We start from the raw sequence: 11,874 nt of genomic DNA, 5'->3' as shown, positions 1-11,874 counted from the left end.
CACCCAATTGCCTACTTAAAAATAAAGATTTATTTATCTTTTCATCCAGAAAATTTATCATGAATTGCAATTTTAGGTTTTTCTAAATTTTTAGCACGTTTTTTATTTTCTTTATTTTGTAAACGTTCTTCTTCAATTGCAAGTTTAACGGCTTCATTTTCTTTTTTAATTGCTGCTTTTTCTTCTGCTGTCTTTCTTTTTATTTTAATTTTACCACTACGTTTTTTTGAAATTTCAATTTTCTTAAGTGTTTCTTCTAAATCTAATTCACAATTTACTTTTCAAATTGTTTCAAATTCTTTCTTTGATAATTGTTTAGTAAACCCTTCTACCTCAAATGCTTTAGTTGCAAATAAATCATTTTTCTTAGAATCATATAATTTTACAATTACATCAAAAACATCACGATAGCGATATTCTTTACTACTACGTGAAACTACTTGTTCAAATTCTACTGTTTTATGTTGCAATTTTAATTCATCACGCATAAAGGATTTAATAATATTTTTTACTTCTTTTTGACGTTGTTTTTTCTCTTCTTTTTTCTTCTTTTTTGCTGAAATGGTTGTAAAAATAAAAATTATTAAAACTACTCCTATAAGCGCTAACATTCATCATTGACTAGATAAATTTCCCATTTTTTATTCCTCTTTTTTGATTTATAAATTTTCCTCGATTACTGCTAATAGTTTAGTTGGACTCATCGGTGAAATTGTTAAAATTAAATTAACATCTTTTTTAATTACAAAATAAAGATGTGTTTTATTTACTCTAATATATTTAAAACTTTTTGTCTCTTCAATATCATAAGACTCATTAATCAATTTTAAACAATATTCACGTAATTAGATATCATTTAAGTCTTGCAATTTTAATCTTGTTCTAATCCTACCAATACTATGGTAAGAAAATTGATAAGGGTTACGAAAATAGTAACTCATTTATTTACCACACCTACATTTATCATTAAAGTTTTTTAAACAAATAATTTACATTAAAAGTGTAAAAAAATTAAAATATACTATTAACAAAAAGCTAACACATTAATTATACTGAAAAAATAAAAAATATTATACAACATTTATGATTTTTGTTATAATTATTTTTGTTGTAATTAATCTATAAAACATGTTCAAAACAAAAAAGGAGAAAAAATGGCTAACATTGCATCACAAATTAAAAGAATTAAAACAAACCAAAAAAGAAATGAAATTAATAAAAGTTATAAATCTAAAGTTAAAACTGTTTTAAAAAAAGCTGAAATATCAATAAAAAACAAAGCAGAAAATGCTGCAGTACTTGTTAATGAAGTATGTAGTTTAATTGATAAAGCTGTTGTTAAAGGCATTTATCACATTAATAAAGCTGCTCGTCAAAAATCTAAAATTATGACTAAATTAGCAAAAGCAAAATAACTATAATTTATTTTAAAAAGAGACACTAATAATAGTGTCTCTTTTTAAAATATAATTGATATTTTTAAACTAAATTTTTGTTTTAATAAAATACCAAATTTAAAAACTATTTAGCTAATAATGTAAAGTTAGAACTTGATGTTCTAATCTCAGCAAAAATTTTATTTTTTTGAAATTCATCTGATGTATCCATAACTATAAAAATACTAAAATTACTAATATCTAATTTATTACGATCAAATGTACTGTGAATTTTATAAATAGAGGCACCATTTTTAGTAATAATATTAATAATTTCACTAATAGTACTATTATTAATTTTACCGTTAACTGAAAAAGGAACTCGTCGATGTGAACTAATTAAGGCGCTATTAATAATTGTTCCTAATGTAGTAATATCAACATTACCACCACTAATTACACAAACAACATTTTTATCTTTACCAATGATTTTATCTAATTTACCAGAAAGAATAGCAGCAACACTAACAGCGCCACTACCTTCAGTTACAATTTTACATTTTTCTAATAAAAATAACATTGCTTGCGCAATTTCTTCTTCGCTAACAGTAACAACTTTATCAACATTTTTCTTTAAAATATTAAATGTTAATTCTCCTGTTTGTTTAACAGCAATTCCATCAGCAATTGAACTTTTACCTTGAATTTTAAATGGTTTTCCTTGTTTTAAAGCTTGATTATAAGAATCAACATTTTGTGCCTCAATCCCAATAAATTTAATATTTGGATTTTTACTTTTTAAATAAATTGAAATACCACTTAAAAGTCCTCCTCCACCAATTGGAACTAAACAATAATCAATTTCTTTACCCCTTGCATTCATTTGCTCATATATTTCTAAACGAATTGTACCTTGACCAGCAATAACAAAATTATCATCATATGGATGAACTAACGTTAACCCTTCTTCTTTTTCAATTCTTAATGCTTCAGACATTGCATCATCAAACATATTACTACAAAGTTTAACAGTACATTTAGCACCACCAAATTCTTTAGTAGCGGCAATTTTGGCTAGTGGTGCTGTTACAGGCATAACTATCTTGGATACTAAATTTAAACTTGAAGCTGCTAAAGCGACTCCTTGTGCATGATTACCAGCACTAGCAACAATTAAACCCTTTGCTTGCTGTTCCTTTGATAAATTAAGAATTTTATTTAAAGCTCCTCTAATTTTAAAACTACCTGTTTTTTGTAAATTTTCTAACTTTAAAAATATATTATTACCAGAAAATGAAGAAAGTTTATCTGCTTTTATCAAACTTGTCTTACTAATTTTATCTTTAATTTTTGAATACGTTTCTTCAATTACTTCTTCACTTACTAAATTTTCCACAATGGTTCCTCCTGAGTTTCTATCTAATTTCTCAAATATAATTAATTATACAATATAATAACTTTTATTTATAAAACAACAAAAGTAATCATTAATAGTATATGATTTTATAATTAAATGGGATTTGAATTCATAAATGTTGATTTAAAGCATATGTTAAATTGCTATACTACATAATTACTATTTTCCAAGTATATAGGGACTTCGTCCCTCGCCACTACGTGGCTCACCCAAATTATAGTCCCAGTAGGTTCACTGGGACTATAATCATTTTTATTTATCTTTATTTTTAGGTTTATCTTTCTTCTTTAAAATATTATCCAATTTATCTAAACCAGCAGACTTAATATCACTATAAGTCATATCAATACTACTTGCTTGTTTAAGGTATTTCTTAGGTGATAGTTCACTTTTAAGTTCATGCACATAATGTAAAGCCCTAAAATTATACCTCTTTAACCAATGTCTAGGAAAAAATAAAGTCATAACCATTGCTTCACCACTATAACTTGGAGGCATTATGCCTTTTTTAATCATTTTCTTTATTCTACGATGTGAAAACACTACTTTATTATAATCTTCAATATTAGTATATAAATTAATATTAAACACAACAAAAAATAAAAAAACACGCATTCTTTTGACTTGAACAACATACTCTACTTTTTCTCTTGCTTGTACTGGTATTCTATTAGGATGTTGTTCAATCAAATACATTGTACCATTAAACATGTGACCTATTAACTTACAAAATTGTCCTAAACTTTCTTGTTGATTTTTAAACTGCATTCCTAAATCATTAGAATTTATCTTTAATGCTAATTCATCTAAAATTATTAAATCTTGTTCTTCAAAAGCATAATTACTTGCTAACTGATTAAAAGTAAAAACATCATTATAATTAACCAAATAAGAATAACCAGTCTTTAATTTAATAGGAAAAGGACTAACTACTCGTTTCTTATGAGTTTGTGCTAAACAACAAGCAAGAGCAGATTTACCAGTACGTGGTGGTGCTGAAATAATATAACTACCTACACGTTTTAAAATTTTAACATTACGAATAGTTATACAAATTGGATAAATAATTATAATCAAACCTATAACTAATAACACATAACCATATCAAGGCATTATTTCAACTCCTAACCTATAATTAAACTAATTGCTCTAACAAATAATCACAAAGGTATAATATTTTCAATTGCACTAACAATATCAACATTTAAAGCAGTACTAATAGTATCTGAAAAAATATGCCGTAATAAACTATCTGTTGTAAAAAGAAACTGTCTTAATGGTTCAACTGGTAAAAACTTACCAACAACACCATAAAGTAATCATCTAAAAGCATTACGCAATTGACCAAAAAAATCATATCAAATAACTCGTTCATAATCAGGGTTAAAAGGACTATTTGGGGGTACTGGATTAATATCTTTGGAAGAAAAAATATTCATCTGAGAACCTGTTTAGGATCTTTTTTAACTTATTTTTGATTAAATTAATATCATAAATGTTATTTTATAGTTGAAAAATAAATTTTTAATCGATAAGTTGTCAAATGATAAAATCTTTTTAACAAAAAAATGACAAAGAAAATAAAATGTTAATTAACTGTCAGGTTAGAAATAATTATTCCCTTTTTTAGTTTAATTATGTTTAAAAGATTCCAAACAGGTTCTTAGAAACTGATGTTTCAGTAAGTTCAGATTGAGCTTTAAATAATGTAAAATTGATATTTACTAATGATGAAATACAACCAACCAAAGATAATACACTTTATATTTTTGATTTATCAGACAGATTTAAAGGTGAAACTGTTAGAACCTGTTTAGGATCTTTTTTAACTTATTTTTGATTAAATTAATATCATAAATGTTATTTTATAGTTGAAAAATAAATTTTTAATCGATAAGTTGTCAAATGATAAAATCTTTTTAACAAAAAAATGACAAAGAAAATAAAATGTTAATTAACTGTCAGGTTAGAAATAATTATTCCCTTTTTTAGTTTAATTATGTTTAAAAGATTCCAAACAGGTTCTGACCAAATTTAAGTGACATTGACTTTTGTGGATTTCCAATAGTAGAAAGAACATCAAAATCAACAGTTAAATATTTTAAATTTGGAACACGAACTGGCATAGTAATAAAATTATAAATATTTCTTGAACAAAACTGACTATCAATTTCTCCTTTAAAATCATATTCTGTATTACCATCATAATCCAAAAAAGAAAATCTAAATGTTGAACCAAAATAAAGAAAATTTAAAAAATCAAAATAAAACATAAAACCTTGTATATAAAAACTCAAAGGTTTAGAAATTACAAATTTTAATTGAAAACTAAATTTTTTTTGACTTGCAACATTACTACCAAATTCAAAAAAATTACTTTGATTAGACTGTATCAAATTATGATTAAACATAATACGTGAAAAAGCATTCAACTGCTCAGCATTTAAAAATAAATGACCATCAAAATCAACATGTTTTTTTGAAACACCAGTAACATCACTAACGTAATTTAAAAAATATTTATAATTTGGATTATAAAAATCATAAAAATAACCACTAACTAATTTTAAATCCGGTTGGTCAACATCAAAATAAGCAGAATTTCATGGTATTGTTGCTCAATCATTTAAATCATTATATTTTAAATGTTTAATCATATCTTTTGTAATATCATAATTAACAATATTAGGGTCATTTGAAGCAATTAAACTAGTGGGTGCTTGAACAGAAGTATTTACAACAAAAAATAATTTAGCAAACTTAAATCACATAATTATTTACCAAATAAACATTTTAAAATTCACCATGAACCATAAAACAAAACAAATCCAATAAAAAATTGAGTTCCATAAACCACTAAATTTCATAAAATAGTAGTAAAATCATCAACTGGATTACCTATAAACATAGTTCAATAATCAACTATACATTTATGAATTTGATTATATATCTCTAAAACACTCATAACTAACACCTACCCAAATAATGACCTAAAAATAAATTTAATACTACGATAAATAAAATTAAAAAATACACCTAATACCAACCAAAAAGTCAAATTAAACAAAATATAAACTTCATTAGTAATATTTGGTTGATTTAAAAATATTTGAATATCTCTACTAGAAAATATAAGAACCTGTTTGGAATCTTTTAAACATAATTAAACTAAAAAAGGGAATAATTATTTCTAACCTGACAGTTAATTAACATTTTATTTTCTTTGTCATTTTTTTGTTAAAAAGATTTTATCATTTGACAACTTATCGATTAAAAATTTATTTTTCAACTATAAAATAACATTTATGATATTAATTTAATCAAAAATAAGTTAAAAAAGATCCTAAACAGGTTCTAAAAATAAAATGCAATATACTAACTACAAAATTAGACATAACTATTTACCTACAAACTTCCCTTTTTTATTTTCAATACCCTTTGCCTTATTTCTTAAACGCTTTCTTTCATGTTGTTTAGCAATTTGCTTTCCAACAAATTTTGAACTACCCTTAATATTTTTATAACTTTGCTTTACAGTCCCCGATGTAGAAACTGGTTGAATATCAATATTTAAAAAACTGACATAGCAAACTTTATTAAAAGAATAAAAACAACAAAAGTACCTAAATTAAAACCTAAATCTGCCATTGGCAAATTTCAAAATTTCATAAAAATTTCTCCAAATAATTCTAAGAACCTGTTTGGAATCTTTTAAACATAATTAAACTAAAAAAGGGAATAATTATTTCTAACCTGACAGTTAATTAACATTTTATTTTCTTTGTCATTTTTTTGTTAAAAAGATTTTATCATTTGACAACTTATCGATTAAAAATTTATTTTTCAACTATAAAATAACATTTATGATATTAATTTAATCAAAAATAAGTTAAAAAAGATCCTAAACAGGTTCTAAAACTTTTGAAATAAAAGCAACACCCATAATAAACTACTCCTATATTATTTTTAATAATTTTAAAATTAATGAAAAAGTAAAAAGTACTAAAATAATTGCTAACAATGGTGCTGGCATTGAAACTATTTGTTGTGAACTATCACCAAAAATGAAACTTTTAATAACCAAAGACAAATTATGTAAACCAGAAAAATCAGTAATATAACTTTGCAAAATATTTTGCACAATATTATTTAAAGAAGGTAAAAGTTTACCTAATAAAGGAAAAACAAAAATTATTGCAAAAAATAATTGGGCGGTTGTCAAAGTTACGAAATAATTAATTATCATATTAGTAACTTATTTCCAAAATTACCATTTAAAAATGATGATAGACAAATTAAATTCTCTTTTACCCTTAAATTTAAATTTATATTCGACGTATTTTAAAAAAATATACATTTAAAAGATAAAATAAAAACTATTAACAAGGAAAAAGACAAGAAATAATCTTGTCTTTTTTTGTAATTGTAAAATTTTAAAATTTTTAATAACCGTCTTTAACGCTATTATCAACACGTGTTAGGGAACTAAAACAGTGAACTACAACACAGTTGTTAAAAATAGTAGCTAGCATGTGGACTTGCATGGAAAAATAAAAAGTGGATGATACCTAATAAATTATACTAACCAGTAATGGTAATTCTTGGGGTGGGAGCGAATTGGAAACTAGTATATATAGACCTGTTGTAGGAACCTATTGTATTAATTCTATTCTTTATTTAACCAACCTTGCCACTCCCCAGTGAGCAAGTGTTGGTTTTATTTTTTATTTTTTTTGAAAAATTTTTTGGGCGAGAAAATAAATTTCAAACTTGTAAAAAAAATTGAGCGGTGCCGGTTCAATTAAAATATTAATTTGCTAAACACAAATTAAATAAATATTGAATCGAATGCCTCAATGTTTTTTAAAATTTCACAATTTATTTTTGAGCCCAGAATTTCTGGAATGAATAAAACGAATAGTAGTTATGTTCTTTATGCTAGAAGCAACAGAACATATTAATAATGAAAGTAAGGTAATTCAATAATGATTAATGAACATGATTGAATATGATTTTGTGATATTTATGGTTGTAAAAATAATAATAGTAAACAAGAAATATATGTTTGTTCAATTAAAAAAGATACAAAATTAGGATTATGTAAAACTCACTTAAATAATTATAAAAATATAACAATTGATTATGTTATTGATAAAAAGCAAGAAAATGTAGGTAAATAAAATGAAAAAGTATTTTTGTTGAACATGTAAACAACATAAATTTGATTATTTATTCTTTAATACTGATGATATAAAAACAAGAAAATATTTTTTAAGAGATAAAAATAATAAAGCAATTTGTTATGACTGTATTTTAAATATTAGGTTAAGTAGGAGGTATAAATATGGATAAAGAATATTTAACTAAAAGAGGAACGATTTGCATACCAGACAGTGATGATATTGAATTTAAAATAGGACTAATTAAACTGATTAATGATTTAAAAAAAAAGATAATTTAGTTTGTGGTCATAAAGAATTTATTGAAGAATGTAAATATTGTTGATGTAATTGTGATTTAGAAATTATTAAAACAGTTATTAGAGGTTAACTTAATTAATGCAATATGACTTAATTATTGGAATTGACCCCGCTGGAATTGGTAATAATGGAATTGTTATATATTCACATGAAACTAATAATATTATTTTTAATGAAACATTTAATACATTAACTGTTTTATGAACTAAAAATATGTATAAAGAAAAATTTCAATTAATTAAAGAAAAATTTATTGATAAAAAAATATTAGTTATTGTAGAAAATTTCTTTTTAAGTTCAAAACAATTATTAACTAATCCATTAGCAACACCTAAAATTATTGGTGCATTAATGGTATTAATACAAGATGTTTTCAACTGAGATTATCTAGAAAACCACCCAAAAAATAAAAATAAAATAACAAATTATAAAGGAAATATAAAATTAACAAAACATGAACAAGATGCTTATAAACATATTCAATATTATTTAAAAAATCATAAAAAAATATTAATTTTTGATAATTATTTAAGGAAATTATAAACATGAAAGAAAAAGCAAATTATGTCAAATTAACAGTAAAACTAAGTAATACTATTGAAGCAAAATATTACGAAAAAGGTAATAAAGAATTATATTATAGTGTTAGAGGTCAATGAAATGGATTAAACTATGTTACTTTAATTTTTAATAACCCAAAATTTTATAAACGATGTATTTTATTAAACAAAAATGATGAAATTATAGTAACTGGTCAAATTTTTAATACTTTAAATATTCCTAAAAATCGTGCATTTTGTTCAATTAATGTTAAATGATTTAAAAAATGAAAAGAGTAAAAAATGATATTATGAAAAATTTTATTAATAGTACCAATATTAATAACAAGCATAACACTAATAATATTTTTAATATTTATTATTAAAGATTTAAAAAATGAATATAAAGTATTAAAAATATTAAATGAAATTGCTAATCAAATTGAAAATAAGGAGAATCATGATGTATGACAAGAAATGTAATATATGCAATAAAGTAAAAGAAAATTCTATAAATAAAAACTGTTATAGTTGCTGATTAAAATTACTCAACAAATGAAGTCTAAGAACCTGTTTGGAATCTTTTAAACATAATTAAACTAAAAAAGGGAATAATTATTTCTAACCTGACAGTTAATTAACATTTTATTTTCTTTGTCATTTTTTTGTTAAAAAGATTTTATCATTTGACAACTTATCGATTAAAAATTTATTTTTCAACTATAAAATAACATTTATGATATTAATTTAATCAAAAATAAGTTAAAAAAGATCCTAAACAGGTTCTAATGTTTTACTATTAATTTGATAAGTATTTTCTTCTTGATATTCTTCTAATTTACTAACAAAACCGTAATTAATACGACTTTTTTGTTTAATAAAAATTTTATTATCTTGCAATCAAAGAATACTTATTATATTATTTTCTTCAATAAAACTTTCTAAATAATTATTATTTGAAGCGTCAAATATAAATTCTTTAATAACATTTGGACTAGTAGATTGACCCCAATTATAATAAACTTTATATCTTTTATCTCTTATAAAATTATAAGTAATATTTTTTTTATCACTACTAACTGTTCCTACTTCTTTTCATTTACCAATTTTTAAATCTTTTATTTTATCATCAATTAATTTTTTAACAAATTTAACAGGTGGAATATCATTATCTGCTGTAAAAGGTATACTACCTAAATTAATATATTCAAACGCACCCCATTTATTTTCTTGAACATAAATTAATTTATCTTGTTTTTTATCAATCTTTTCTTTATTTTCATTAATACCACCAACAATAGTTTTATTTTTAGTTTCTAAACCAGAAATTTCAGTACCAATAGCATTTAATTGAAAAGCATATTCAAATTGGTTTTTATCAATTTTATCTTCTAATTTTTTATCTACTTCTTGTATTTTATCATCAACATATTTTTTATTTGGAATATCTAAATTATCAGTTACAACTGGTTCATTTCTATAAATTAAAGTTTTACCACCAACATTAGTTTTAATAACTTCATTAACTAATCTTGTAGTACTATCTTTATCATCTTTATTATTAAATATTCTATTTTCATCAACTGAACTACCACCAGTAGCACTAATAGTATTAGTTTTTTCATCAATCTTAATATTTTCACTAGCAATTAATTTATCTTGTTTTTTGTCAATATTTAATTTATTTTCATTAATTGCCGGAACTATTTGTTTTTCTATTGTTTGTAAATTATTGTCATCTATATTTTGTTTTTTATCTAATAATTCATTAGTTTCTTGTTTTGTATAATAATCATGCTCAGTACTTTCTTCTGCTATAAATTCAGTTGGTGTATCTATTCCTTGATATTGATATATTTCTTCTATATCACCAATTAAATTAATTTTTCCACGTTCAGGATAAGAATTACCGCCACCACTAAATTCTTTCTTTTTATTGTTATAGTAAATCGTTCCGGTATTTAAAATTTTTTTATTTTGGATTTGTTCACTATCGTCATGGAATCAACATTTAGCAATTCAAATTCATTAAAAACATTATTTAAATAAATTTTAATTACTTTATAAAATTTCATAAAGTTATTTTCTGTTGAATATTGATAACTGATTTTAATAAAATATCATTTAAATATTTCTATATTATTATTTTCAACTTTTTTTCATAAAGGACTAGTTTCAATATTAAATCAATTATTTTTAATATCATTAATATTTTCATTAGTTTTAATTAATTCATTATTTATTTTAGTTATATTGTTTTCATTTGTAGTAATTCTTTTTTGTTGTTTAGCAGAAAAATCAGCAGTTGGCGCATGCGTAAAATCACCAATTTGTGGATTATTTTGTAATGCTTCGGGTGGTAATGTACCAATTTCATCAGGTCAATCTAAAATCATTGTTTCAGTTTCTTTATCATAATCAGTTGCAACATAACCTTTATTAACAAATTTACTAACAGAACCTCTATATATTTCATTTTCATTATCATCAACTAAATCATCATATAATTTAATTTGTTTTGATAATGTAAATTCTTTTTGTTGTTCGATTAATTCATCAACTTGATTTCTAGTATAAAATGCTTTTAAATCAATTTTTTCAACATCTATTTCATCATCATTATAATTTGATAATATTTGTTTTAATTCTGTTAGTCTTGCCAATATTTTCATTCTACTTGGTGCTAAATCTCAAACATTGATTGTAGGAATACTATTTGCACTAAATTGACTACCATTATTAAACTGAATAGTAGCATCAACATTAAATTCAATTGGTGTACGATTAAATACTCAATGTTCAGCGGTTACAAAAACCATATCTCTTAATGTTTCTTTAATTAATTCATCTTTAAAACTATCAAAAGGAAATTTAGATAAAATAAAACCAAGATAAGCATTAATATCATTTTGAGCACGAATAGCAAAAGTTTTAAATCAATCATTAACATTTGGTCATGTTTGTATATATTGCTGTGGTGTTTCTGTGATTTTTCCAGTTAATGGATATCAGTTATTATAATTTTCTAGACTGACACCAGTTCAAAGTTTATTAATCATATT

Annotated in this window: 15 protein-coding genes; 6 read left to right on the top strand and 9 right to left on the bottom strand. The window is 23.2% G+C overall.

Annotation, left to right across the window (positions count from 1 at the left end; all coding sequences use genetic code 4):
- Nucleotides 1-29: 29 nt before the first annotated feature.
- A complete protein-coding gene (locus tag ACXUB0_RS05580) occupies nucleotides 30-638 on the bottom strand; it encodes a hypothetical protein (RefSeq protein WP_458258042.1) in 609 nt (202 codons plus the stop codon).
- A 516-nt stretch (nucleotides 639-1,154) separates the two neighbouring features.
- Between ACXUB0_RS05580 and rpsT the strand changes: the two genes are divergently transcribed.
- On the top strand, nucleotides 1,155-1,415 hold the full coding sequence (gene rpsT, locus ACXUB0_RS05575; protein WP_458258041.1) for a 30S ribosomal protein S20: 261 nt from the start codon (nucleotides 1,155-1,157) through the stop codon (nucleotides 1,413-1,415).
- Nucleotides 1,416-1,521: 106 nt separating this feature from the next.
- Here the strand turns inward: rpsT and ilvA are convergent, their stop codons facing one another.
- The 3 genes from ilvA to ACXUB0_RS05560 all read right to left on the bottom strand — a co-directional run bounded on the left by ilvA (nucleotide 1,522) and on the right by ACXUB0_RS05560 (nucleotide 4,232).
- On the bottom strand, nucleotides 1,522-2,772 hold the full coding sequence (ilvA, locus tag ACXUB0_RS05570) for a threonine ammonia-lyase (protein ID WP_458258040.1): 1,251 nt from the start codon (nucleotides 2,770-2,772) through the stop codon (nucleotides 1,522-1,524).
- 273 nt (nucleotides 2,773-3,045) lie between these two features.
- Nucleotides 3,046-3,906: a hypothetical protein gene (locus tag ACXUB0_RS05565; RefSeq protein ID WP_458258039.1), complete on the bottom strand. Its 861-nt coding sequence runs from the start codon at nucleotides 3,904-3,906 to the stop codon at nucleotides 3,046-3,048.
- Nucleotides 3,907-3,917: 11 nt separating this feature from the next.
- The gene (locus ACXUB0_RS05560; protein WP_458258038.1) at nucleotides 3,918-4,232 is read right to left on the bottom strand and encodes a hypothetical protein; all 315 of its coding nucleotides are present in this window, start codon (nucleotides 4,230-4,232) and stop codon (nucleotides 3,918-3,920) included.
- Between the two features lie 275 nt (nucleotides 4,233-4,507).
- Here ACXUB0_RS05560 and ACXUB0_RS05555 point away from each other — a divergent pair, with 275 nt between their 5' ends.
- Entirely contained in the window at nucleotides 4,508-4,642 is a 135-nt protein-coding gene (locus ACXUB0_RS05555; protein ID WP_458258037.1) for a hypothetical protein, read from the top strand.
- Between the two features lie 154 nt (nucleotides 4,643-4,796).
- On the opposite strand, the gene ACXUB0_RS05550 is transcribed toward ACXUB0_RS05555, so the two are convergent.
- From ACXUB0_RS05550 to ACXUB0_RS05540, 3 genes are all read right to left on the bottom strand, one after another.
- Nucleotides 4,797-5,564 (bottom strand): hypothetical protein, encoded by a 768-nt coding sequence (locus ACXUB0_RS05550; protein ID WP_458258036.1) that lies wholly within the window; start codon nucleotides 5,562-5,564, stop codon nucleotides 4,797-4,799.
- Between the two features lie 2 nt (nucleotides 5,565-5,566).
- A complete protein-coding gene (locus tag ACXUB0_RS05545; protein WP_458258035.1) occupies nucleotides 5,567-5,758 on the bottom strand; it encodes a hypothetical protein in 192 nt (63 codons plus the stop codon).
- 990 nt (nucleotides 5,759-6,748) lie between these two features.
- Complete coding sequence (locus ACXUB0_RS05540; RefSeq protein ID WP_458258034.1) at nucleotides 6,749-6,934, bottom strand: hypothetical protein; 186 nt, start codon at nucleotides 6,932-6,934, stop codon at nucleotides 6,749-6,751.
- 844 nt (nucleotides 6,935-7,778) lie between these two features.
- Here ACXUB0_RS05540 and ACXUB0_RS05535 point away from each other — a divergent pair.
- From ACXUB0_RS05535 to ACXUB0_RS05520, 4 genes are all read left to right on the top strand, one after another.
- Nucleotides 7,779-7,973 carry a hypothetical protein gene (locus ACXUB0_RS05535; RefSeq protein WP_458258033.1) on the top strand — a complete coding sequence of 65 codons (195 nt, stop codon included), beginning with the start codon at nucleotides 7,779-7,781 and terminating at the stop codon, nucleotides 7,971-7,973.
- A 378-nt stretch (nucleotides 7,974-8,351) separates the two neighbouring features.
- Nucleotides 8,352-8,816 carry a hypothetical protein gene (locus ACXUB0_RS05530; protein WP_458258032.1) on the top strand — a complete coding sequence of 155 codons (465 nt, stop codon included), beginning with the start codon at nucleotides 8,352-8,354 and terminating at the stop codon, nucleotides 8,814-8,816.
- A gap of 2 nt (nucleotides 8,817-8,818) precedes the next feature.
- The gene (locus tag ACXUB0_RS05525; protein ID WP_458258031.1) at nucleotides 8,819-9,112 is read left to right on the top strand and encodes a hypothetical protein; all 294 of its coding nucleotides are present in this window, start codon (nucleotides 8,819-8,821) and stop codon (nucleotides 9,110-9,112) included.
- Nucleotides 9,113-9,115: 3 nt separating this feature from the next.
- Nucleotides 9,116-9,295, top strand: coding sequence for a hypothetical protein (locus tag ACXUB0_RS05520; protein WP_458258030.1), 180 nt, complete (start codon nucleotides 9,116-9,118; stop codon nucleotides 9,293-9,295).
- A gap of 291 nt (nucleotides 9,296-9,586) precedes the next feature.
- On the opposite strand, the gene ACXUB0_RS05515 is transcribed toward ACXUB0_RS05520, so the two are convergent.
- Together ACXUB0_RS05515 and ACXUB0_RS05510 are read right to left on the bottom strand one after the other, a co-directional pair.
- Nucleotides 9,587-9,712, bottom strand: coding sequence for a hypothetical protein (locus tag ACXUB0_RS05515; protein WP_458258029.1), 126 nt, complete (start codon nucleotides 9,710-9,712; stop codon nucleotides 9,587-9,589).
- Between the two features lie 1,061 nt (nucleotides 9,713-10,773).
- Nucleotides 10,774-11,871 carry a hypothetical protein gene (locus ACXUB0_RS05510; RefSeq protein ID WP_458258028.1) on the bottom strand — a complete coding sequence of 366 codons (1,098 nt, stop codon included), beginning with the start codon at nucleotides 11,869-11,871 and terminating at the stop codon, nucleotides 10,774-10,776.
- Between the last annotated feature and the right edge of the window lie 3 nt (nucleotides 11,872-11,874).

This window comes from Spiroplasma endosymbiont of Dactylopius coccus (genome assembly GCF_977110965.1).
Note: the sequence above shows the minus strand (reverse complement) of the source record. Positions and strands in the feature narration are given on the sequence as shown.